Source organism: Janibacter sp. DB-40 (assembly GCF_029510815.1).
GTDB lineage: Bacteria > Actinomycetota > Actinomycetes > Actinomycetales > Dermatophilaceae > Janibacter.
In genome coordinates this window covers 3,322,129-3,344,652 of sequence record NZ_CP120360.1, presented here as the reverse complement: position 1 = coordinate 3,344,652, position 22,524 = coordinate 3,322,129, and the positions used below count along the sequence as shown (strand labels likewise).

Genomic DNA, 22,524 nt, shown 5'->3' with positions numbered 1-22,524 from the left:
CAGCAGAACGCTAATACGGTTCTGCCACAACGGAACTCAGCCGACGAACGGCTCGAGCTCCTTGACCAGCTTGGGCTTCGGCATGGCGCCGACGAGGGTCTTGACGACCTCGCCGTTCTGGAACACGTGCATGGTCGGGATCGACGTGATGCCGTAGCGGGCGGTGATCTGAGGGTTCGCGTCCGTGTCGAGCTTGACGATCTTCAGCTTGCCGTCGTACTCACCGGACAGCTCCTCGAGGACCGGAGCGACAGCGCGGCACGGGCCGCACCAGGTCGCCCAGAAGTCCACGAGCACGGGGGTGTCGCTCTTGAGGACGTCCTGGTCGAAGGTGGCGTCGGTGGTCGGTGTGGTGGCCATGCGAAATCTTCCTCTCGGTGGTGCGTGGTTCGGGGGTTCAGCGGGCGCCGACGGTGCCGGCGACCGGGTTCTCCTGGGAGGTGAGTGCCTGGTCCTCGGCCGGCGCGGCGGCCTCGTCGCGAGCGGCGAGCCACCGCTCCGCATCCAGGGCGGCGGAGCATCCGGTACCGGCGGCCGTGATCGCCTGCCGGTAGGTGTGGTCGACGAGGTCGCCGCAGGCGAAGACCCCTTCGACGTTGGTACGGGTCGAGCGCCCCTCGACGAGGACGTAGCCCTCGTCGTCGAGGTCGACGACGCCCTTGATCAGCTCGTTGCGCGGGTCGTGCCCGATCGCGACGAAGAGGCCGGTGGCCTCGATCTCGCGGGTCTCGCCGGTGACGGTGTCGCGCAGGGTCAGTCCGGAGACCTTGTCATCGCCGTGGATGGCCAGGACCTCGGAGTTCCAGGCGAAGGAGATCTTCTCGTTGGCGTGTGCGCGGTCGGCCATGATCTTGCTGGCGCGCAGCTCGTCGCGACGGTGCACGATGGTCACCGACCGGGCGAACTTGGTCAGGAAGGTCGCCTCCTCGACGGCGGAGTCCCCGCCACCGACGACGACGATGTCCTGGTCGCGGAAGAAGAAACCGTCACACGTGGCACACCAGCTGACGCCGTGGCCGGACAGGCGCTTCTCGTCCTCGAGACCGAGCTCGCGGTAGGCCGAGCCCATCGCGAGGATGACCGAGTGGGCACGGTGCTCGTTGCCCTCGCCATCGGTGACGACCTTGACCTCACCCTCGAGCGAGACCGCGGTGACGTCGTCCGTGACGATCTCCGCGCCGAACCGAGCCGCCTGGGCCCGCATGTTGAGCATGAGGTCCGGGCCCATGATGCCGTCGGTGAAGCCGGGGAAGTTCTCGACGTCGGTCGTGTTCATCAGGGCCCCACCAGCGGTGACGGAGCCCTCGAACATCAGCGGCTCGAGGTTCGCACGGGCGGCGTAGACGGCGGCGGTGTAGCCGGCCGGACCGGACCCGATGATGATGACATTGCGGACGGGGGAGGTGTTGGCGTCGGCCACGGAATCGGTCCTTGTGGGGTAGGTGGTGCCGGAGCGGTGGGATCCCGTCCCGGCGAGGTCTGCCTGTGACAACGTCATCGTAGATCGCGTCTGTTCCCACCCCCGGTCCGCGGCCGCGGATCACTCCTCGCGAACCGGGAAGGACTCCTTCCAGATCGGCTCGCAGCCGGTCGTCACCGCCCAGGCCCGGACCTTGCCCTCGGGCGCCTCCTCGGCCACGAGCAGGAGCCCGTCCTCACCGTCGAAGGTGGCGACGTCGAGGACGACGGGCTGCAGCTCCGGCTGTCCGAGGCGGGCGAGGCAGTCGCTGGCCGCCGCGGCGGTGTCCATGCCATCGAGCAGGCTCGCGTCCGTCAGGTCGGGGGCGCCGCGTGGGTCGGCCTCGAGATCCGCCGCCTTCTCCTGCAGGTTCGCCCGGGAGTAGTCGGTCTCGGTGTGCGTGATCGCGAAGGCAGGGACCTGCGAGGGCGTGCCGGAGGACCCGGAGCCGTCGGAGGAGGAGGGGGAGTCGCCCCCTTCGTCCGCGGGAGCGCTGGTGGTGGGGCCACCGGACGCCCCGTCCGTCTCGTCGGACTCGTCCGAGCCGAGGACGAGGACGCCCCCGACGCCGAGGGCGAGGACCGCGGCGACCGCGATGCCCAGCACCCACCGTCCCGCCGGATGCCGGCGCCGCGCCGGCCGCCGCTCATCGGAGTCCATCTCCGACCAGAAGGCACCGTCGTCCCGGCTCGGGTCCCTGCGGGCCGTCTGCTCCTGCTCCAGACTTGCTCGGATGCGGTCGCTGAGGTCGTCGGGCATTGGTCCGCTCTCCTTGAGTCCGGCAAGCAGGTGACTCATGCCGGTCGGGTCCTGGTCGTCGGTCATGGCCACCTCCTTCGTCCCGTGATGGCCGTAGTGTCTGACGTCGTGGACTGCTCCAGGGTTCCCGTCGCGGCGAACCCGGTCCTCCCGAGCATGGCAGCAATGCCTTGGTGACCCGGCGCCGAGACGGCGTGGTCACGGGAGCACGGCGGTCGTGTCAGCGTGGTGGGAGGTCGCTCCCCGGCGGGCCTTCTCGTCACCCCCGGTGTGCCGATGCAGCAGCAGCCGCTCGTCGAGCGCGTGGAGGTGCGAGGGCCCCGTACGTGTCACTGGATGGTGATCTCGCCCAGCGACGCCCGGTGGCGGCCCTGACCGTCGGGGACCAGGGAGGTGAACCAGACGGTGACGTACCGGGCCGGGACCGGGTCGGAGGTCTCGAGGGCGACCTCGCCGGTGCGGCCGTCGGTCGTGCCGACCTCGGTGCCGGAACTGGCCGGTGCATCACCCGCGTAGACCGTGGCGTTTGCGCTCGTGGGGAGGGCCAACGTCACGGTGTTGATCTCCTGGCTCTGACCGAGGTCGACCGTGATACCGACGCCGGCCTTGCCCCCACCGAAGTCGGGGGTCTCGTAGCCCTCGGTGGTCCAGACGGTGGCGGGATCGCCGTCGTAGACCCGCGCGGCCTCGGCGTTGTGCTCCACGCCGTCCCCGGAGGGGTCGTACCCCGCCGCGTTGATCACGCCGATGGGCTCGTCGTTCGCGTCCCCGCCCGACGAGTCGGGCGAGGCGGAGCCCTCAGAGCCCGACGGCTCCTCGGTGGGGGCCGCCTGCTCGGGCGTGCTCCCGTCGCCCGCGAAGATCTCGCCCAGCTCGCTGCCGTCACCGATCTGCGCGGTGCCGATCGCCCCGAAGACGCAGGCGACGGCGACGAAAGCGGCGACGATCAGCAGGACGAGGTTGGACTGCGCGCGACTGGGTGCCTGTCCGGCGTCCGCGGGCAGCAGCGGCGCCGGGGGCTCGATCTCGGCGGACACGGGGGCCGCGCCGAGGGAGGAGTGCCTGTTGCGGTCCTCACGCATGGCCTCGCGGCGGGCGCGCGTCTCGTGCAGTCTCTCCCGCGAGCGCTCGGCAGCGCTCTTCGAGGCCTTGCCGAGGCGGTCGCCGATGACCTTCGCCCCGGTTCCGACCGCGCCGGCCGCCGCGGCGGCGGTGGCCGCGGTCCGACCGTTCCCCTGGGTCTCCCCCGTGGTGTTCCGGGCGTCGTCGTCGGTGTGGTCGGTCTGCGTGACCGCGGTGGGGGCCGTGTCCTCGCGGTACCGGGGGATCTCGTTGGTGTCGGCGTCGTCGGCGTCGTCGGTGGCGGAGGTGGCGGAGGGCGTCTCGTCCGCTGCCTCGCCCGCTCCCTCGGCCGCGGCGGCCCCCGTGGCCGCTCCGGCTGCTCCGGCTGCTCCGGCTGCTCCGACTGCACCGACTGCGCCGGCGGCTGCTGCCCCGACGGCCGGCGACGTCGGGGCCGGGTCGTCAGCGGGTGCCGCCTCGCCGCCCTGGTCGTCGATGTCGGTGGCGGCGGCCCGGGTCTGCGGGGTGGTGCGCACCGAGCCGGCCAGCGGGATGCGCGCCCACGGGGCAACCTGGGCGGCGTAGTCACCCGGCGAGTCGGGGCCGGCGTCCTCGCCGAGGGTCTCGCGGCAGATCGTGTCGAGGTCACCGGGGACACCGACGGCGATCCGGGACGGGGGCAGCGGTCCGTGCTCGCCACGGCGGGCGGCGGGTACGACCGACGGTGTCTCGAGGGGCCAAGTGGCGGTCAGGCCGGCGTAGGCGAGGGCGACGACACCGGTGGCGTCGTCACGGTCGGCGTCCTCCCCCTCGGTCTCGATGCCGGCGAGGGCAGCGGTGGTGGCCAGCCCGCGGACCTTGATGCGCCCGTCCGGGGTCAGCAGCACCGACTCCGGGTTGAGCGCGAGGTGGTGCAGGCCGCGCGTGCGCGCGGCCTCGAGCCCGGTGGCGACCTCACCGGTGATCCGGCGGACCTCCTCGGCGGGCACACCCTTCGTACCGATCATCGTGGCGAAGGGGGTGGGGTCGTCGATGCCCTCCTCGCAGACGTAGGCGAGCGGCCCCTCGGTCCCGACGTCGAGGATGCGCACGAGCTGGGCGCTCTCGATCCCGGCCGCCCGGCGGGCGGCGTCGAGCGCCGCAGCGGTCCGCGTCTCGTCGGCGGGCATGACCAGGAGGATCACGTCGCGATCGAGCGTTGTGTCGCGCGCGGTCCACCGCTCGCCGCTGGAGACCGTCTCGATCTGCGCGTCGAGCGTGTAGCGACCGAGCTCGGTCCCCGGGTTCACCCCGTGCACGGTGTCCCTCTCGTCGATGATCTGGCCTGCCGCGCCATCCTAGATCCACATCGGCCCGGACTCCGGGAGCCGCCCGGGCGCGTCAACCGCGGGCGAGGCGTCGCGTCAGCGGCTGAAGGACCTCGGTGACCTCGCGCACCCGCAGTCTGGCGGCCAGGGCGAGGGTGACGACGAGGACGAGCGAGCCGACGACGAGGCAGATGATGAGCGAGCCCAGCCAGGTCTCGGCGGCGACCGGGCCGGACAGCAGCTGCAGGACCCCCCAGCCGGCGGCGGTGGCGATGCAGGTCGCGACGACCAGGCGCACGTTCTGCCGCACGACCCGGCCCAGCCGCAACCGACCGAGGCGGCGTCGGAGCAGCCACAGCCCGATGAGCGCAGCGGCGAGGTTGGACAGGGTCTGGCCGGAACCGACCCAGGTGGCCACGTGTTCGGCAGGTCGCGTGCTGCCGATGAGGGTGACGGAGACCGCCACGAGCGTGACCACGACCTGGAGGGCGAAGGGGGTGCGCCCGTCCTCGTAGGCGTAGAAGGCGCGCTGCACGAGGAAGAACCAGCCGTAGGGCACGAGCCCGAGCATCATCGTCACGAGGACGCCGACCGAGGCGTTCGTGGCGGCACGGTCGGTCCCGGGCAGGATCGCGGCGAGGACGTAGGGGGCGAGCAGGACGACCACGGCCGTGGCCGGGATGAGCAGGACGGCGGGCATGGTCATGCCCCTGCGCAGATCGGCGGTCACGGCCGCCGTGTCGCGGTCGTGGGCCGCGTGGGACAGGCGGGTGAACAGCGCCGTCACCAGCGAGACGGTCACGAGGCCGTGCGGGAGCATGAAGAGCAGGTACGCGTTGGCGTAGGCGGTCAGGCCCGCGCCCTCGATACCGGCCTCGGTGGCCCGCTTGGTCGCGTCGGTGAGCACGCGGGAGTTGACGAAGTACCCGAGCTGACCGACGGAGACCGCGGCGAAGGCCCACGTGGCCATGCGGGAGGCGGAGCCCAGGCCGCTGCCACGGATGCCCCAGACGGGACGGAACCGCAGCCCGGTGGCGCGCAGCGGCGGGATGAGCACGAGCGCCTGCAGGGCGATGCCCAGTGTCGCCGACCCGCCGAGGACCCCGATCATCATCGGCGACCACTCCGAGACGGGCGCCTTGAGCCGGACACCGGTCAGGAGGAACCACGACAGGCCCGCGATGGCGACGACGTTGGCGAGCGCGGGGGCCCACATGAACATGCCGAAGCGGTTGTGCGCCGTGAGCACCTGGCCGAGGAGCGTGTAGAGGCCGTAGAAGAAGACCTGGGGCAGGCAGATCACGGCGAAGGCGGTCGCCAGCCCGCGAGCCTCCCCGTCCCAGCTGCTCGAGACGACGAGCGAGACGAGGAGCGGGGCGGCGAGGGTGAGGACGAGGGTCACGCCGGCGAGGACGGTCACCGCGAGGGTCAGCAACCGGTTGATGTAGACGACGCCGCCGTCCTCGTGCCGCAGCGCCTTGGTGATCTGCGGGACGATCACCGCGTTGAGCACTCCGCCGGCAAGGAGCAGGTGGAAGATGTTGGGCAGGGTGTTCGCGGCGTTCCACGCGTCGGAGGGCATGAGGTTCAGCCCGACCACGGCGATGGTCATCGTGTTGCGGGCCAGGCCGAGGATGCGCGAGGCGAGGCTGCCGGCCGCCATGATCGCGCTGGAGCGCATGATCGAGGGCGCCTCCACCTTCGTCCCCGGGGTCACGTCCTCGCTGTCGCGGTCGGGCGTGGGGGAGCTGGGCGGCTCGCTCATGCACTGTCCTCGCTCACGGTCGGCGTCCTCCGACGGCGAAGGCTACGCCAGGTGCCCGCACCGAGGAGGGCGACGGCGAGACCGCCGATGACCCAGTAGACGGCCTCACCGGTGGGTCGCATCCGCACCGTCAGGGTGGCCCGGTCGGTCAGTGCCTGCCCGTCGGGTGTCGTGACGACGACGTGCACGGGAGTCTGCCCGGCGGCCAGTGCGGTGGCCTGCACGGTGACCTTCTGCCGCCCGTCGGGGCCGATGGTCAGGGGTTTGGACGGCTCCTGGATGCGGAAGGAGGGAGTCTGCGACTCCACCCTGACGTCGAGGTTGTTCAGCTCGACGTCCGTCCGGTTGACGATGGTGATCTGCAGACGGCCGGTGTCGGCGAAGAAGTTGACCTCTCCTGAGGAGACGACGAGGTCGTCCCGGGTGAGGCCGACCTCCTCGTGGAGGTAGTCGTACAGACCGTCGAAGGAGGAGACGTCGGAACGCCACCGGGACGAGGTCAGCTGGTCCAGGCCCGCACCGACCCTCTGCTTCCAGAGCGGACCGTCGGTGCGGACGGAGGCGAAGGTCGACATGGATCGTCGGTCCTCGGCGAGGCGGGCGGCCACCGTCCTGTCCAGCACGGGTGGCGCGATCTCCCCGGTCGCCCGCTCGATCTGCTGCGCGGTCCGCGGGACGGCGTCGCGGGGCGCCTCGTCGACCTGGTCGAGCATGGCCGTGAAGCTGCCCCGCTCGAGCCACGGGACCTCGTCCACGACGGATCGCAGCTCGTCGTAGTCCTCCGGGGAGGGGAGGCCCTCGCGACCGGGCACCACGAGCAGTGACCGGGGCGTGCCGGGGCGCTCACCGAGCAGTACGGAGGTCTCGGCGACGAGGCGCTGCCGCGCGAGGGTCGCGGTCTCCGGGGAGGAGACCTCACCGGCGAGGGTGGACAGGGAGTCGTCGGCCACGAGCAGCCCGGCCCCGTGGGTGGCGCGGGTCGCGCCGGTGGGGGTGAACCCCCCGGGAGCGATGGCGGAGGTGTCGGTGAGCAGGGTCGGCGTCGTGGACCCCGGCTGGAGCCGGTCGAGCGCCGTGGTCCGGCGCTCGGTGACGACCCCGTCGCTCGGCCACTGGATGTCCCCGTGGGCGTCGCTGAGCAGGCCGGCTGATCGCACGCCCTCCTCGACCTGCGGGGCGACGAGGTCGGCGACGGCCTTCGACCGGGCGGCAGCTGCGACGTCGGCGTCGGCGAAGGGCAGGACGATCGTGCGCGCGGGGTCCAGGGCCGAGCGGACCCGGCTCGCCCACTCGGCCCGGATGTCCCGCTCGGCGGTCAGGGCCCGGCTGAGCTCTTGACCGGTGTCCTCGGTCGGCTCCGGCGGAAGGGAGAGGAGGCTGGGGTCCAGGATCCACACCTCGTCCTCGGCCGGGGGCTCCTCGGTCATCTCCCACAGTCGTGAGTCCGGACCGACGGTGTCCTCCCACGCCTGCGTGCGGTCGGCGCCGGGCTCGCCGAAGAGCCCCTCCTCGGTCGGGAGCAGCAGCGGCACCCCCCAGACCATGTCCATGGGGACGTACTCCTTGCTCCGGTGCACCCCCATGAAGGTGTGCACCGCGGCCCGCGGCGTCTGCACACTCACCCAGGCCGCACCCGCGGTGAGCCCGGGTGCGAGCTCATCGGCGGTCACCTCGATCGTGAAGGGAGCGGACTCGCCCGGCTCGAGATCCTCGAGGGTGGCCGTGGCCCGGGGATCCTTGGCGATCGGATCGCTTCCTCGGCCCAGGTCGCGATGTCGTCGCGGTCGGCCGAGGCGGCCCGACCGACCAGCGAGACCTCCGGGGCGACGAGTGTCTCGTCGGTGGTGTTCGTCAGCTCGCCGTCGACCCGGCCGGTGCTCGCCCCGTCGACGACGGGGGTGATGGAGCTGATGGTCAGCTCGCTCTCGGTGGAGTCCTCCCCCGGGGACAGGGGTGTGGCGGCGGCCGAGGGCAGCAGGACCAGCATCGCGAGCAGCGTCGCGATGCTGGTCAGCCTCAGGCGTCGCCGGCGAGCCGCTGCCACGCCTCCCTCGCGATGCGTCTTTCGTTGGGGAAGGTCAGGTGCCGGTGCGCCTCGCGCAGGGGCAGCCAGGCGACGTCGACGGCCTCGTGGTCGGGGTCGTTCTCGATCGTCAGGTGGCCACCGGTCGCCTCGAGGAGGTAGTGGTGGACGAACTTGTGGATCCGTCGGTCGGGGGTGGCGAACCAGTAGTCGATCGTGCCGAGCTCGACGAGCACCCGCGCCTCGATGCCGGTCTCCTCCGCGACCTCACGGGCCGCGGTCTCCACGAGCGTCTCCTGACCCTCGATGTGGCCCTTGGGCAGGCACCACTCGAGTCGTCCGGCTCGGTTGCGCCGGGCGATGACGGCGATCCGGGCGTCACCCTCGTGGATGTCGACGACGACCCCACCCGCACTGCGCTCCTCGACCGCGGGCAGACGCCGCTGCGATCCGGAGGCGGGGGCGGGGTGACTCATGTGGTCACTGTAGCCATCGCACCTGCAACGGGAGGGTGCCGGTGCGAGAGCCTCGATCGGACTGTGACCCCCTTCGCCGTCGTGCCGCGGTCGCAGGGGCGCACGCCCGCAGTGGGCCCGTGGACCCACCGGGATGGCTGACGTCGGGCCCGTGGCCCCTTCTGTCGCCGATGCCTCCTTCGTAGTGTCGCTGCACGAGAGGGTCGGCCCGGCCGGCGCCGTCCGCGAAAGGATCCACATGGGGGGGGCACGCCCACAACACCGAGCGCGGTGCGTCTGGCGTCGAGTACGTCGGCATGATCGTCGTGGCCGCGATCGTCCTGGCGATCAGCCCCGCCGGGGCGGATGTGCGTGCCGCCACCTGCCGTGCGGTGGGGCAGGTCCTGCAAACCGAACTCGGGTGTTCCGGCGGTGGCGCGGGAGATGAGGCGGGCCCGCCCAGGGACGTGGACTACCAGCCGGGGCCTTGCACCGTGACCCAGTCCGGCAGCCAGATCAGCTCGGTCGTCTCCGTGGGCATCGTCGACTTCGGCGAGAACGCGGGTCTGGCGCGCCAGACGATGAGTGACGGAAGCGTGAGTCTCACGGCGACCGATGGAAGCCAGTTGGGGGTCTCGTCCGGTGCGGGTGCGGAGCTCCGGACCGGGGGTGGACTGGAGCTCGGTGCGTCCATCGACTTCGGTGGGGGCTACTCCTTTGCTGCCGGCGACACCTGGACCTTCCCGGACGCGGAGTCGGCGGACGAGTTCCAAGAGCTGCTCCAGGAGCACAGGACCCGAGAGCACCACCGCGGTCCGTCCCGTACCGGCCTCAACATCGCCGACGCCATCGACCCGCTCGACCCACTACCACCGCCGGACTCGGTGTCCCGCGACATGGGTGTCACCGCCGACGTCAGTGGGCAGGTGGGCTTCCAGGCCACCGGGAACGCGGACGGGTCGGGACCCAACGTGCAGCTGAACGCCATCGCCGGGTCCGTGGACCCCGAGGCGCACTGGATCCAGACGACGAGCACGAACGGGACGGAGACGACCGAGGACGACAGCCGGACCTACACCGTGGACATGTCGATCACTCCAGAACTCGGCTCGGACATCTGGGCCGAGGACTTCGGACTGGGCGACACCCACGGCATGAGCCTGGCCATCACCGAGGACGCCCGGGGACGGGTCACCGATATCGCCATCGTCACGACGAACGAGGGCGCCGTCGTCGATGGGAACAGTGTCGATGTCGGCGGCAAGGACGGCATCGATGACGACTCCAACTCGGGGTCGGGGTCCGTCTTCGCCTCGAGCGAGTCCACGACGGCGACCGTGACGGAGACCAAGCTCACTCTCGACCCGGACGCACCCGGGTACCAGGAGGACATGGCGGTGGTCGAAGGCTGGCTCGGCGGTGACGGCAGCGGGTACGAGTGGGCCGGCGTGATGCCGATGGGGGCGGTCAATCCGGCACAGCGCGGGTCCGATCCGTTCAGCCAGCTGATGCACGAGCGCGCGGCGGTCTCGGCCATAACGCGTGAAGGGGTGACCGACACCAAGGGCCTGGCGGCCGAGGTGAAGTTCGGGGTCAAGCTTGGGTTCGACTTCTCCTCATCGTCGAGCGACTCGGAGGCCGTCTACGCCGGGTACCTTGGGGCGCCGTCTGGGGGTACGCGTGAGATGGTTCGCGACACCAATTGCCTACCGTGAACGAGGAGCCAGAAATGCGCTCAGACCGAGTCCGATCCGCTGCGGCCGTCGCTGCGGCCCTGATCAGCGTGGGGATGGCGTCTGCCTGCTCCGACGCTCCGACTGAGGGGTGGAAACAGCTCGAGGGTGATCGGTTGAGCCTGGAGGTGCCCGAGGAGTTCACGGAGGACGAGGGCTCCGGAGAGAGGTGGACGACAGCCGTGCGTGGGGATGATGTCAGCGTGCAAGTGGCCGACCCCTTCGACAACTCACGGATCATCTCGTCCGCCCTGGGCCGCATGCATCTGGCCTCGACCCTGGGCCTGGACGACTGGGAGCCCGGCGAGGTGCGGGACATCGAGGTCGATGGCGCCGACTCAGCGTTGATCCAGACCTTCACCTACGCCGATGGCGGGGACACGGCGAAGGGGGCTTGGATCATCGTCGGGCAGACGCAACCAGCGACCACGGTCGCCGTCGCCATCGCTGGCACCGGGGCGGACACCGAGCTGATCAGTCACGTCAAGGACTCTCTCGTCTACGAACACTCGGAGGAACGGGTGGACCAGGACGGCAAGCCGCTGGATGCCGACGCCTCGTGAGGGCCGTTCTGGCGTTGGCGACGGCGATCGTCGCGGGAGGGCTCACGCTGGTCCTCGTGGTGGCGACCACGTTGTGGATCGATGACCCGTCCTCGCTGGGAACCCAGTTCTTCGTCGGTTACATCCTGGTGGGAGTGGTGATCGGTGCGGCGAGTGCCTGGGTCGCACGCCGGGCTTTGACGGCGTCGGTCGTCGCTGTCGTCGTGGTGCTGCTGTCCTACTGGGCCGACATCCCGGACAACCTGATCCATGTCGCTCCCCGGGTGCTCGCAACATTCGTGGCAACGGGCGTGGCGATTGCGCTGGTACTCAGGCTGAGGACTCCGCACGAGGCCTGACCCTTCGAGTCGCCGACGTCGGACACCGTCCTGATCAGCGGGTACCCGCTCAGTCGGAACCGTGCTCGTCAGGACGACCGCACGCCGGCCTCGTCGCCACCGCAGCGACGGACGGTCACGATGACGGCGACCGACGGCGGCAGCCTGGGTGCCACGGGCGGCTTTGGCGCGGACGCCTCCTGGGGGACCGGGCAGGCAGGGGCGAGGATCGACTTCGGCGGCGGGGTCGAGTTCGACTCTGGCAGCACGTGGACCTTCGAGGACGCGGACCAGGCAGAGCAGTTCCGGGAGCAGCTGGACGACTACCTCTACGACCAGTGGGCGATGACCCACCCGGCGTGTGCGATGGGCACGTGCATGCCCAGGCCACTGCTGGGAGCCGATCCGCCGCCGGTTCCCTCGACGAGCTTCACCGGGGTCAGGGTCACCGGTGACGTCCAGGCGGAGCTGGGGATCTCGGCGACGGGCAGGACGCGTTCGATGACCGAGGTGGAGATGACCACCCACGGGCTGGGGGCGACCGGACGTGGTCGTCAACGAGATCACCCTGGCGGTGGACCCGGAGGATGCCGAGCAGCAGGGCATCGTCACCGACTGGCTGGGTGGTACCGGCAACCACGAGTGGCCGGGCGCCCTGCCGATGAGTGCCTTGGACGCGTCACAGGCAGACCCGGACGACCCCTTCGGACAGCTGCTCTTCGACCGGGCGACGAGCACCTCCATGGCCTACGACAAGGTCGGCGACGTGACCCAGTTCGGCTTCAACATCAAGCTCGGGATGGCGCTGGGGGCCGACTTCACGATGGCATCCGAGGAGAGCACGATCACCGAGGCGAGCCTCCTGGGCGCCCCGCGGTCGGACGGGACTCGGCCGGTGCTCGACTACACGGAGTGCGTAGGGTGATGCGCGTGGGGAGAGGACCGACGATGACGCCGCGACGTCGTGACGTGATGGTGGCGGGACTCGTGCTCGCGGTGGCCGGGTGTTCCGGGTCGGACGACGCCGGCGGCGGCGCCCGGGAGGTGACGGCCGGGCACCTCACCGTCACCGTCCCCGCCGGGTGGACCGAGCAGGACGCCCGCGGGACGTGGGACCGCAGGTTCGTCGGCGACGGCCTCGAGCTGCAGATCTCGGGGACCTTCAGCGAGGACCCGACCGCGTCGGCGGCGTACAGCCGGCTGGACCTGCCGGCGACGATGGAGCTGCCCGGCTACCGGAGTGGTGGAGTGCACCAGCCCGACGTCGAGGTCGAGGGCGCCGACACGTCCATGCGGGCCGACTTCACCTACACGGAGGAGGGCGCCCGGAGGGAGGGCGCCTGGGTCATCGCAGGACAGTGGCCGCACCCGTCCACCGCCGCGATCGCCCTCACGGGAGGGTCCCTCGAGAGTGACGTCGTGCAGTCGATCATCGACAGCCTGCGGTTCACCAGGACCCAGGGTGGGGAGCCCTGATGAGCCGCCTGCGCGGCCGGGTCGGCACGGTCCTCGTCGCGGCCGTCCTCAGCGCCGTGACGATGATCCTCGTGCAGCGCCTCTTCCTCGTCCTTCCACTCGTCTCGGCACTGCCCGCTGGTCTCGTGGGCGGCGCGCTCGCGGCGTGGTCGCGTCCCGAGGACGAGCTGCCCGAGCGGCTGGTGACGGCGGCGGGTGCGGCGGTCGCCACGGTGGTCGCCGTCGGCCTGTGGATGGTCGAGAGCGTCCCCTCCGGCTACCTGCTGCGGATCGTCCTCGGGTGGGTCGTCGTCGCGGTCGTGCTCGCTGCCGTGCACGCGGCGGTCACGGCGCTCGCCCCCGTCGTCCGTCGTCGGGCACGTCGCGACCCGGTCGCACGACTGCGGTAGCCCACCCGGCGGGTGCGGGGCGGCACCCCGGATCCGCGTAGCCTAGGTCCCCATGTCCACCCCTGCTCTTCCCCCCGAGGTCCTGCGCGCCGCGGTGGCTCAGCTGGCCCCGGTGATCCCGCTGCTGACCGAGCTCGGCACGGCATTTGCGAAGGGGGGACACGAGCTGGCCCTCGTCGGTGGCCCGGTCCGTGACGCCTTCCTCTCCCGCACGAGCGGGGACCTCGACTTCACCACGTCGGCGGCACCGGAGGAGAGCGAGCGGATCCTCGCCGCATGGGGCGATGCCACCTGGGACATGGGTCGGGAGTTCGGCACGATCGGCGCCCGCCGGGGCGACATGGTCGTCGAGGTCACCACCTACCGCGCCGACGCGTACGATGGGGAAACCCGCAAGCCGGTCGTCGCCTTCGGCGACAACCTCGAGGACGACCTCGTCCGGCGCGACTTCACCGTCAACGCGATGGCGCTGCGCCTGCCCGACCTCGAGCTCGTCGACCCGCACGGGGGCCTGCTCGACCTCGCGGCCGGGCGGTTGCGCACGCCGTCCACGCCCGAGGTCTCCTTCACCGATGACCCGCTGCGGATGATGCGGGCGGCGCGATTCGTCTCCCAGCTCGGGCTCGTTCCTGCCCCCGAGGTGACCGCAGCCATGACCGAGGCCGCCGCGACCCTGGACATCGTCTCCGCGGAGCGGATCCGGGACGAGCTGGTCAAGCTCGTGCTCGGTGCGGACCCGGTCGCCGGGCTGCGCCTGCTCGTCGAGACCGGGCTGGCCGACCACATGCTCCCCGAGCTGCCCGCACTGCGTCTGGAGATCGACGAACACCACCGGCACAAGGACGTCTACGAGCACTCGCTGACGGTGCTGCAGCAGGCGATCGACCTGGAAGGCGCTGCGGACCCGGGCCCAGATCGGGAGGACGAGCACCCGGTGCCCGGCCCGGACCTCGTGCTGCGACTGGCCGCCCTGCTCCACGACGTGGGGAAGCCACGGACCCGGCGCTTCGAGCCCGGCGGCGGGGTCTCCTTCCACCACCACGATGTCGTCGGTGCGAAGCTGACCGCCAAGCGGATGAAGGCGCTGCGCTTCGACAAGGACACGACCAAGCAAGTCGCCCGTCTGGTCGAGCTTCACCTGCGCTTCCACGGGTACCGCGACGGCCAGTGGACCGACTCGGCCGTGCGGCGCTACGTCACCGACGCGGGCCCCCTCCTGCAGCGGCTGCACCGGCTGACCCGGGCGGACTGCACCACGCGCAACCAGCGAAAGGCCGCCCGTCTGGCCCGCGCCTACGACGACCTGGAGGAGCGGATCGAGCGCCTGCTGGAGCAGGAGGAGCTCGACGCCGTGCGACCCGAGCTCGACGGCAACGAGATCGGCGCGGTCCTCGGGATCCCGCCCGGCCCCGAGATCGGGCAGGCCTACCGCTACCTCCTGCAGGTCCGCCTCGACGAGGGCCCCATCGGCAAGGACGCCGCGACCGATCGACTGCGCGCGTGGTGGGCCGAGCGGGGCTGAGTCGTCCACCCCGACGCCGCCAAGTGGCAGGCTGGGGGCAGACAGACCCGGGGACCCCCCCTTCGTCAGCCAGGAGAGCAACTGTGCCCACCGTGACCTACCCGAGCCCGGTCGTGCCCGGGCCGCCTCGGCTCCACCTCGAGATGCCCGATGGCTGGATCCAGGTGTGGGCGCCGGACACCCTCGTCGCCCTGCGTGACGACGCGCAGGGGACCGACCACTTCCTCGCCAACCTCGTGGTGCGGCACTACCAGCGCCTGGCGCCCTTCGGCACGGACGAGATCATGGCCGAGCTCGGGGAGTACGCCGGTCAGCGGCAGCGCGGGGAGGTCGACGGGCCGCGCACCCGGGAGCTGGACGATCGGTCCGCCGTGGGGGCCGAGGTCTCCTTCGTCGACCCGCAGGCGGGCACGGTGGCGCAGACGCACTGGTTCGCCACGCAGCAGCGCCAGGACGTGCTCGACGTCGTCCAGGTGACCGGCTCCTTCGCGGGGTCGCGGCGCGAGGCCGACGGCGCCGTCATCGACCGCATCATCGACTCGCTCCACCTGGACCCGTGAGCACCCCGGGCGAGGTGGGCAGGCGCCTGCGGTTCGGCAGCGCCACGGACACCGGCCGGGTCCGTGACCACAACGAGGACGCGGTGCTGGCCGAGGGCACGGTCTTCGTCGTCGCCGACGGGATGGGCGGGCACGCCGCAGGAGAGGTGGCCAGCGGGATCGTCGTCGAGACGATGCGCGAGCTGGTCGGCCGGGACGGCCTCACCACCGCCGAGGTCACCGGCCAGGTCCTGCAGGCGAACGAACGCATCCTGGCCTCCGTCGCGGCCCACCCCGAGCAGCGGGGGATGGGCACCACCGCGACCGGCCTCGTCCTCGTCACCCACGAGGACCGCGCGCAGTGGGCGGTCTTCAACGTCGGGGACTCGCGGGCCTACCGGCTCCTGGGCGACGACCTCGGCCGGGTCACGGTCGACCACTCCGAGGTGCAGGAGCTCGTCGACGCGGGCATCATCACCGCCGCGGAGGCGCAGGTGCACCCGGCCCGTAACGTCGTCACCCGCTCCCTGGGTGCGCCGCTGGCGCACGACCCGGACCTCTGGGTGGTCCCCCTGACCCCGGGCGAGCGGTTCCTCGTGTGCAGTGACGGCCTGACGAACGAGGTCGCCGACGAGCAGGTGCGTGCGATCCTGCAGGCACACCCCGAGCCCCGCGACGCGGCGGACGAGCTCGTCCGTGCTGCCGTGGCCGCAGGGGGCAGGGACAATGTGAGCGTCGTCGTGGTCGCCCTCGACGACGCTGACGTCGACGCGGAACTCGCGGGCGACCGGTGACGAAGGAGTGACGATGGAGACGAGGACCGAGGGCCGCGACGGCTGGGTCGAGATCACCCGGGAGGGCGTCCACGTCCTGGCGAAGGGGGATGACACCCTCCGCGAGCGCCTCACCTCGGCCCTCGCGGCCGACGGCGACGACCCCCGTGCTGACGTGCTGACCGACGAGCTGACGAGCGGTGGCGTGCGCCGGGCCCCGGACTTCGCGATCGTCGACGAGAGCGATCACCGCGTCCTCGTGCGCGGCGCGGCCCGGGTGCTGCTCACCGCTGACGACGGGACCACCCGTGAGGTCGTCGCGCCTGCCCGGGCACCGTGGATCGACGAGGACCTCGACGAGCACACCGCGACTGCCGTGCTCTCCACCGGGGAGCCGGAGCCCGTTGCGGCGGAGCCGGCGCCGGCGGAGCCCACCTCGACCCCCGAGTCGATGGCCCCGGCCGCCGTCTCCCCGGAGATGGCGCCGCAAGGCCCCCCCGCGGCGCAGGCACCGAGCCGTCCGCAGTTCGTCGAGGGGCATCTCGTGGGTGCCCGGGTCGCCGGGACAGGTGACTTCGGTGACGCCGATGATGCGTCTTCTCCCCCTGACGCCGATGATGCCTCCGGCGACGACGCCGCCCACGCCAGGGACGACGTGGCCGCTCGCCGGTCGGGCCCGTCGACGGGTGTCCTGCCGGTCGTGGGTGAGACGGCGGACGAGGAGGAGCCGGAGCCGCCGCGGTCATCCGGGCGGCTCGTCCTCCCGACCGGAGAGGTCGTCGAGCTCGACCGTGGTGTCCTGATCGGTCGGGCCCCGCGGGCGAGCGCCGGTATCGGCGCCACCGGCCAGCCGCACCTCGTGCGGGTCGCCAGCCCCGACAACGAGATCTCCCGCAGCCACGTCGAGGTGTATCCGGAGGGCTCGCAGGTCATGGTCCGCGACCTCGGCTCGACGAACGGCACGACGCTGAGCGCTCCCCACGGGCCGTCGCGACGGATGTCTCCGGGCGAGCCGCAGCAGATCGAGCCCGGGACGACGATCCGCCTCGCCGGTCAGGTCGCGGTGGTCCTCGGCGACGAGGACTGACCGGGCAACCGGCCCCCTTCGCCCGGCGGGTGGTCAGTCGTCGATGACGACGAGGACCTCGCCCTCCTGGACGACGTCGCCGGCGGTGACCTTGACCTCGGCGATCCGGCCGGGGCCCTCGGTGAGGACGGGGATCTCCATCTTCATCGACTCCAGGAGCACCAGCTCGTCGCCGGCGGCGACCGTCTGCCCCTCGGTGACGTGCACGGAGATGACGTTCGCGACGAGCTCGGACTCGATCCTGTGACCCATGGCACACAGGTTACGGGTCCACGCGTCGGATCCCGTCCTTGGGCCCTGATCCGGGCCCTCGGGCCCAAGACGCGGGTACTGGGGTGATGGTTACATGGGGGCGCGCCAGTTCTGCCGGAGATCCCGGTAGCGGTCATGACCAGCAGGGGGATGGATGAGCCGGGAGTGGACGCGGTACCGCCATGAGCGAGGTGCGGTCAGCCTCGAACGGGTGGGCATCATCGTCGTCTCCGCGATGCTCGTGGGTGCCCTCGTCGTCGTGCTCACCCAGCGCACCCCGGTCGCGGAGAGCGCTCGCCAGGCCGTGTGCACCATCCTCAACCTCGGTCAGGGCTCGTGCGGGTCCGGTGGTGGTGAGGACACCGCGAAGCGACCCGAGCCGACCGATCCCTGCACCGTGACCGGGTCCTCCGGCAACGTCCACGGCCAGGTCTCCATCTCCGTGGTCACCCTGGAGAACGGCCGGCAGTTCCAGGTCGAGCAGCTCAGCGACGGGACCTACCGGCTGACCTTCAGTAAGGGCGAGGGCGCCGGCGTCGAACTCGGCGTGGGGGGCGGCACGTCGCTGACCGTCGCCGACCGCACGGTCGGCAACCAGGCGTCGGCCGACGTGGGAGCCGGCCTGTCCATCACCGAGGGTGAGGTCTACCACGCCGAGGACGAGGCCGAGTTGCGCGAGGTGGTGGAGGCCCACATCGCCGACGTCGCCAAGGACGAGCTGGTGGCCGAGTCCGGGCCCGTGCGGTGGCTGACCGACAAGGTGACGGACGGGACCGGGCTGACCAAGCCCCTGCCCGAAGCGGACGAGACGTTCTACGAAGGCGGGTTCTCGGTCAACGCGTCGGCCCAGGCGGCTAGTCTCGGGAAGGCCAACGCCGGGGTGAGTACCGCCCAGGCCCTCGGATACCGGGAGTCCAAGGATGGCTCGAAGACCTTCTACCTGTCGTCCGAGGTCAGTGGGGAGGCCGGGCTGCAGACTCTCGGGGTGGACACGGAGGGCATCGACTTCACGGGCGGTGCGATCAACGGCTCCATGGAGATGGTGACAGCAGTCACGGTGGATCCCGATGGTCAGGTGAGCTCCGTCGATGCCACGGTCACTGCCTCCGGTGAGGGGAACGGCGTGGCGGCCGCAGCCTTCACCGGGGAGTACGAGGGCACGTACATCGACACCTCGGCCGGGCGGTCCACGGTCTTCCAGACCTCGCTGCCCATGGATTCCGAGGACAACCAGGTCGCCGGCTGGTCCTTCCTCGCCAGCCAGGGAGTCAAGTCCGTCGGTGGCGTCACCGCAGCGGCCGCGCTGCCGGCGACGGTCCCCGCCGACCTGAACTACTTCAACCGGGTCCGACAGACCGGCAACCTGACCCAGCAGGGCTACGACATGGCCAGCTCGACTCCGTTGGCGGGCAACAGCGGTGGCAAGGCCGGGCCCATCGCGCTGGCAGGTGCGGTGGATGTGTCCACCCAGACCATCGACCTGACCGATGCGCAATACTGGGACGGATCGCAGATGTCCGAATGGACGAGTTGCACTGGTGCCAGCGCTGCAGGAGGTGGCTGATGTCCGGCCACCACCGCTGTCTCGTGGCCGTGACCACGGCCCTCGTGGTGACCATGGCTGCGTGCTCGTCCTCCGACGAGCCGGAGGAGGAGAACGTGAACCCCTCGCAGTCGCAGATGCAGCCCACCGGGACACCGACACCGCCGGTGACCCCGACCGCGATCTCCTCGCAGTGGCGCACCGTCGAGGGGCCGGACTTCACCATCGGGGTCCCCGGCTCCTTCGAGGAGGACATCACCACCGCCGCCAACGGCACCAAGGCCTACGTCTTCGACGCGCCACGTGCCGAGGGCGAGGACACCTCGCTGCACCGGGTGGCGGTCCTGCGGGACGTGAAGCCGAAGCAGGACGTCATCCAGCAGTCCTTCGTGCTGGAGGAGATGCAGTCGGTCAACAACGAGGAGGAGGTGGCGCGCTCCGAGGTCACCTGGCCGGGCGCCGAGAAGGCTGTCCTCGTCCAGTGGACGAACCCTGTCGGCGGCGCAGATGGCCAGCGCCGGGAGACGTGGCAGCTGATGGTCCAGATCAACCCCGACCTCATCCTCAACGTCGTCGCCCTCGGTGACGCCGAGACCTTCGAGCAGAGCGAGCTGCCGACGATCCTGTCGACCTTCAAGGGGGCGTGACGCGCGTGGTCCACGATCTCCATCCGTCGCCGACGACACGCACCTGGACGACCCACCGGGTGGTCGGCGCCGTCCTGACCTGCGTGGCCCTGGTGGTGGCCGCCACCATCTTCGGCATCGTCGGGTCGATCATCGGCATCATGGCCCTGAGCGTCACCGTCGGTGCAGTGGTGCGCACCGTCCTCGTCCTCGGGTCGGTGATCCTGGTGCTCACCACCGGGTACCGGTGGTCGCGCGGCGGACCGCGAACCCTGTGGCTCGTCGCCGGGCTGGTCGCGTACGTCCTCCTGCCTGCCGCGTGGAGCGGCAAGGCGCTGATCGCCACCGCCTTCGGGTGGGAGGGCGCCCTCGCATGGGCGGTGGACGCCTTGGTGTGGATGGTCGTGGTGGTGGTCGTGGTCCGGTCCCTGCCGGAGATCACCGACGCGCGCATCGACACCTCCGGACTGCGGTAGTCGGGTCACGCGCACCTCCATGACACGGTTCTCGTCGGTCCTGAAGCTCGTCCTGCTCGTCGCCGGCGCATCCCTCGTCATCGGAGGTGTCGCCTCGATCATCGTCGGGGGCGTGACCCTCGCACAGGGCAACGAGCCGGTCCGTCTCACGGTCACCGAGGGGCCGAAGACGGCCGTCCCCCCGGCCTCCGGGCTCCTCGGTGGGTCGGTGATGGTCTACACCGCTGAACCCGCGACGGACTCGCCGCGGAGGCTGGGCTGCGAGCTCATCGAGGACGACGGGGACGTCGCGAGCGGGACCCGGGTCGGGAACTTCGACTTCGCCCTCGGGGATCCGATCACCGTCGAGGGGACCACGTGGCACCCGTTCACGCAGATCGAGCTGCGGTCCGAGCCGGCGACTTTGACCTGCCCCGGCGACACGCTGACGCCCGCGGCACTGTCCGAGCAGTCCACCTTCGGCCGCTCCACCACGACCGTCGGACTCGTCGCCCTCGGAGCGGGAGTCCTCGGGCTCGTCATGGGTGTCCCGGCCCTGATCGCCGGGTGGACGATCCGACAATGAGGGGATGGTCTCGATGAGCGACGACGTGCTCCCCGGGATCGGGGTCGCGGCACTCCTCGGAGGTGCGGTCGGACTGTGGTGCTCCCGGTGGTTGCGCTCGCAGGCGTACCGCTACGAGGACGAGCTCGAGCTGCGGACCAGACGGGTGGGCTGGGTGGTCCCCGCCTGCGCCCTGCTTCCGGTGCTCCTGGTGCTCGCGCGACCGGACCAGCTCCCGCTCGTGGCGGTCCAGTCAGTGGCCGCCATCGCCCTCGTCGTCCTCGGTGCCATCGACATCGACGTCTTCCGCCTGCCCGACATGATCACCTACCCGCTGGTGGCCGGGGTGATGGTCGGCCTTCTCGGTGCAGCCCTCGTGGCCGACGACGTCGACGCCTGGGTGCGAGCCCTGCTGGCCGGGTTGGCGCTCGGCGGGTTCTACCTGATCCTCGTGCTCATCGGTGGCGGGGCGGGCATGGGCCTGGGCGACGCGAAGCTCGCGCCCAGCCTCGGCATGCTCCTGGGCCACCTGTCCTGGGGGCACGTCCTGCTCGGGTCCATCGTCGCCTTCCTCCTCGCCGCGGTGGCTGCGGTCTACCTCGTGGTCTTCACCGGCGCCGGACGCAAGTCCCACCTGGCCTTCGGCCCCTACCTCGTCGCCGGCACGCTGCTCGTCCTCGTCGCCCCGGCCCTCGGCCACCTGGTCCCGGAGATCTGATGCGATCGGTCCCCGCACTCGCCCTCGTGCTCAACCTCGTCATCTGCGCCTGGGCGCTGCTCAAGGGGTTCTATATCGAGCCGACCACGGCTGCACTCCAGGAGTCGGCCCAAGGTCAGCGCATGGCGTTGTTCGCCGTCCCGGGGGTGGTCCTGGCCGTTGCCGGACTGATCCGACGGCGCTGGGCGACCGTGGCCGGGGGTCTGTCGGCCCTGCTCGGTCTCGCAGCGTTGGTCGTCGCCCTGCTGTAGCCAGTACCGCCTCCCGCAGGGGTGCTGACGGGGGCGCGCCCCCCTTCGCCCGGGCTGTCGTGGGCCCGTGGTCCCACCGCGAGCGGGGCCCACAACCGGGCCCCAGCGCCCTGTGCAGGCGGTTCGTGCCCTTCTACCTTCGATCTGGACGCACTACCGGGGTCGCCCGGGATCGAAGGAGAGCGATGACATGGGCCTCTCAGCCACCAGCAGGGCACGAGCGGTGCCCGGAGTACGACGTGTTGCCCTGGTGGCGGTGGGTGCGCTCGTGCTCGGCCTGAGTGCGTGCGGGGACGAGCCCGCGCCCGAGGAAGCCGGCAGTGCGCCCGCCGCGTCAGAGGTGTCGTCACCCGCCAGCAGCCAGGACGACCGTCCGGTGGCCGACCGATTCATCGCCAGCAAGGACCTCCCCGGGACGTGGCGGGACAGCGAACCACCCGGCCCGGGATTCAAGCAGCTCGTGTGCGGGGTCGACATCGAGCCGCAGAAGCCGGTCGACGGTGGTGCCATCCGGTTCTCGCAGGGGGGTCTGGGCCCCTTCCTCGCCCAGCACGTGCGCATCCACTCCGATGCCACGACGCCGGCGGCAGTGGTCCGCGACCTGAAGGCATCTCTTCCCGGGTGTACGTCGTACGAGACCAAGGGCAACAGGGCCGACAGTCCGACCGTGCGCTTCGACGTCGAGCCCGTGGAGGTCAAGGGACTGCCGGCCAACGCCGTGGCGTGGCGCCAGACGGCGACCACCGGAGCCGGGCCGACCACAGACATGGTCCTCATGAGCGACGACCATGCCCTGATCGCGCTCACCTCCTATGCGCTCAAGGGCCACCCCGACCCGCAGGTCCTCGAGGACGCCGTCGGGGCCTTCGACCGGACGGAGTGATC

General features: G+C 71.2%; 27 protein-coding genes. 17 read left to right on the top strand and 10 right to left on the bottom strand.

Annotated features, from left to right (window positions below; genetic code table 11):
- Positions 1 to 36: 36 nt before the first annotated feature.
- The 8 genes from trxA to PVE36_RS16090 all read right to left on the bottom strand — a co-directional run bounded on the left by trxA (position 37) and on the right by PVE36_RS16090 (position 8,851).
- Positions 37 to 360, bottom strand: coding sequence for a thioredoxin (trxA, locus tag PVE36_RS16120; RefSeq protein ID WP_277453744.1), 324 nt, complete (start codon positions 358 to 360; stop codon positions 37 to 39).
- Between the two features lie 37 nt (positions 361 to 397).
- Entirely contained in the window at positions 398 to 1,420 is a 1,023-nt protein-coding gene (gene trxB / locus PVE36_RS16115) for a thioredoxin-disulfide reductase (RefSeq protein ID WP_277453743.1), read from the bottom strand.
- A 120-nt stretch (positions 1,421 to 1,540) separates the two neighbouring features.
- Positions 1,541 to 2,284 carry a hypothetical protein gene (locus PVE36_RS16110; RefSeq protein WP_277453742.1) on the bottom strand — a complete coding sequence of 248 codons (744 nt, stop codon included), beginning with the start codon at positions 2,282 to 2,284 and terminating at the stop codon, positions 1,541 to 1,543.
- 263 nt (positions 2,285 to 2,547) lie between these two features.
- Positions 2,548 to 4,569, bottom strand: coding sequence for a hypothetical protein (locus tag PVE36_RS16105; protein ID WP_277453741.1), 2,022 nt, complete (start codon positions 4,567 to 4,569; stop codon positions 2,548 to 2,550).
- Between the two features lie 91 nt (positions 4,570 to 4,660).
- Positions 4,661 to 6,352 (bottom strand): murein biosynthesis integral membrane protein MurJ, encoded by a 1,692-nt coding sequence (gene murJ, locus PVE36_RS16100; RefSeq protein ID WP_277453739.1) that lies wholly within the window; start codon positions 6,350 to 6,352, stop codon positions 4,661 to 4,663.
- The gene (locus tag PVE36_RS16095; protein WP_346780601.1) at positions 6,349 to 8,022 is read right to left on the bottom strand and encodes a DUF6049 family protein; all 1,674 of its coding nucleotides are present in this window, start codon (positions 8,020 to 8,022) and stop codon (positions 6,349 to 6,351) included. The genes murJ and PVE36_RS16095 overlap by 4 nt, the downstream gene beginning before the upstream one ends.
- Positions 8,019 to 8,396, bottom strand: a complete 378-nt coding sequence (locus tag PVE36_RS16275; protein WP_346780600.1) for a DUF6049 family protein — start codon at positions 8,394 to 8,396, stop codon at positions 8,019 to 8,021. The genes PVE36_RS16095 and PVE36_RS16275 overlap by 4 nt, the downstream gene beginning before the upstream one ends.
- Entirely contained in the window at positions 8,369 to 8,851 is a 483-nt protein-coding gene (locus PVE36_RS16090; protein ID WP_277453737.1) for an NUDIX hydrolase, read from the bottom strand. Before PVE36_RS16090 ends, PVE36_RS16275 begins: the two co-directional genes overlap by 28 nt.
- A 296-nt stretch (positions 8,852 to 9,147) precedes the next feature.
- Between PVE36_RS16090 and PVE36_RS16085 the strand changes: the two genes are divergently transcribed.
- From PVE36_RS16085 to PVE36_RS16075, 3 genes are all read left to right on the top strand, one after another.
- Complete coding sequence (locus tag PVE36_RS16085; protein WP_277453736.1) at positions 9,148 to 10,545, top strand: hypothetical protein; 1,398 nt, start codon at positions 9,148 to 9,150, stop codon at positions 10,543 to 10,545.
- Between the two features lie 134 nt (positions 10,546 to 10,679).
- Positions 10,680 to 11,126 carry a hypothetical protein gene (locus PVE36_RS16080; RefSeq protein WP_277453735.1) on the top strand — a complete coding sequence of 149 codons (447 nt, stop codon included), beginning with the start codon at positions 10,680 to 10,682 and terminating at the stop codon, positions 11,124 to 11,126.
- A 56-nt stretch (positions 11,127 to 11,182) separates the two neighbouring features.
- On the top strand, positions 11,183 to 11,464 hold the full coding sequence (locus PVE36_RS16075) for a hypothetical protein (RefSeq protein WP_277453733.1): 282 nt from the start codon (positions 11,183 to 11,185) through the stop codon (positions 11,462 to 11,464).
- Positions 11,465 to 11,772: 308 nt separating this feature from the next.
- On the opposite strand, the gene PVE36_RS16070 is transcribed toward PVE36_RS16075, so the two are convergent.
- Entirely contained in the window at positions 11,773 to 11,967 is a 195-nt protein-coding gene (locus PVE36_RS16070; protein ID WP_277453731.1) for a hypothetical protein, read from the bottom strand.
- Between the two features lie 23 nt (positions 11,968 to 11,990).
- Between PVE36_RS16070 and PVE36_RS16065 the strand changes: the two genes are divergently transcribed.
- The 7 genes from PVE36_RS16065 to PVE36_RS16035 all read left to right on the top strand — a co-directional run bounded on the left by PVE36_RS16065 (position 11,991) and on the right by PVE36_RS16035 (position 17,229).
- Complete coding sequence (locus PVE36_RS16065) at positions 11,991 to 12,368, top strand: hypothetical protein (protein WP_277453730.1); 378 nt, start codon at positions 11,991 to 11,993, stop codon at positions 12,366 to 12,368.
- Between the two features lie 23 nt (positions 12,369 to 12,391).
- On the top strand, positions 12,392 to 12,919 hold the full coding sequence (locus PVE36_RS16060) for a hypothetical protein (RefSeq protein WP_277453729.1): 528 nt from the start codon (positions 12,392 to 12,394) through the stop codon (positions 12,917 to 12,919).
- Positions 12,919 to 13,308: a hypothetical protein gene (locus tag PVE36_RS16055; protein ID WP_277453727.1), complete on the top strand. Its 390-nt coding sequence runs from the start codon at positions 12,919 to 12,921 to the stop codon at positions 13,306 to 13,308. Before PVE36_RS16060 ends, PVE36_RS16055 begins: the two co-directional genes overlap by 1 nt.
- Positions 13,309 to 13,360: 52 nt before the next feature.
- A complete protein-coding gene (locus tag PVE36_RS16050; protein WP_277453726.1) occupies positions 13,361 to 14,830 on the top strand; it encodes a CCA tRNA nucleotidyltransferase in 1,470 nt (489 codons plus the stop codon).
- Between the two features lie 92 nt (positions 14,831 to 14,922).
- On the top strand, positions 14,923 to 15,390 hold the full coding sequence (locus tag PVE36_RS16045) for a hypothetical protein (RefSeq protein WP_277453725.1): 468 nt from the start codon (positions 14,923 to 14,925) through the stop codon (positions 15,388 to 15,390).
- Entirely contained in the window at positions 15,387 to 16,163 is a 777-nt protein-coding gene (locus PVE36_RS16040) for a protein phosphatase 2C domain-containing protein (protein WP_277453724.1), read from the top strand. Before PVE36_RS16045 ends, PVE36_RS16040 begins: the two co-directional genes overlap by 4 nt.
- 13 nt (positions 16,164 to 16,176) lie before the next feature.
- Positions 16,177 to 17,229: an FHA domain-containing protein gene (locus tag PVE36_RS16035; RefSeq protein WP_277453723.1), complete on the top strand. Its 1,053-nt coding sequence runs from the start codon at positions 16,177 to 16,179 to the stop codon at positions 17,227 to 17,229.
- Between the two features lie 33 nt (positions 17,230 to 17,262).
- Here PVE36_RS16035 and PVE36_RS16030 read toward each other — a convergent pair whose 3' ends face one another.
- Complete coding sequence (locus PVE36_RS16030; protein WP_277238242.1) at positions 17,263 to 17,481, bottom strand: biotin/lipoyl-binding carrier protein; 219 nt, start codon at positions 17,479 to 17,481, stop codon at positions 17,263 to 17,265.
- Between the two features lie 211 nt (positions 17,482 to 17,692).
- On the opposite strand from PVE36_RS16030, the gene PVE36_RS16025 reads away from it, so the two are divergent.
- From PVE36_RS16025 to PVE36_RS15995, 7 genes are all read left to right on the top strand, one after another.
- Positions 17,693 to 19,045 carry a hypothetical protein gene (locus PVE36_RS16025; protein ID WP_277453721.1) on the top strand — a complete coding sequence of 451 codons (1,353 nt, stop codon included), beginning with the start codon at positions 17,693 to 17,695 and terminating at the stop codon, positions 19,043 to 19,045.
- Entirely contained in the window at positions 19,045 to 19,671 is a 627-nt protein-coding gene (locus PVE36_RS16020; protein ID WP_277453720.1) for a hypothetical protein, read from the top strand. Before PVE36_RS16025 ends, PVE36_RS16020 begins: the two co-directional genes overlap by 1 nt.
- Before the next feature lie 5 nt (positions 19,672 to 19,676).
- Entirely contained in the window at positions 19,677 to 20,126 is a 450-nt protein-coding gene (locus PVE36_RS16015; protein ID WP_277453719.1) for a hypothetical protein, read from the top strand.
- Between the two features lie 19 nt (positions 20,127 to 20,145).
- Complete coding sequence (locus tag PVE36_RS16010) at positions 20,146 to 20,691, top strand: hypothetical protein (protein ID WP_277453717.1); 546 nt, start codon at positions 20,146 to 20,148, stop codon at positions 20,689 to 20,691.
- A 4-nt stretch (positions 20,692 to 20,695) separates the two neighbouring features.
- A complete protein-coding gene (locus PVE36_RS16005) occupies positions 20,696 to 21,388 on the top strand; it encodes a prepilin peptidase (protein ID WP_277453716.1) in 693 nt (230 codons plus the stop codon).
- Complete coding sequence (locus tag PVE36_RS16000; protein WP_277453715.1) at positions 21,388 to 21,639, top strand: hypothetical protein; 252 nt, start codon at positions 21,388 to 21,390, stop codon at positions 21,637 to 21,639. The genes PVE36_RS16005 and PVE36_RS16000 overlap by 1 nt, the downstream gene beginning before the upstream one ends.
- A gap of 190 nt (positions 21,640 to 21,829) precedes the next feature.
- Positions 21,830 to 22,522 carry a hypothetical protein gene (locus PVE36_RS15995; protein WP_277453714.1) on the top strand — a complete coding sequence of 231 codons (693 nt, stop codon included), beginning with the start codon at positions 21,830 to 21,832 and terminating at the stop codon, positions 22,520 to 22,522.
- The last annotated feature ends 2 nt before the right edge of the window (positions 22,523 to 22,524 follow it).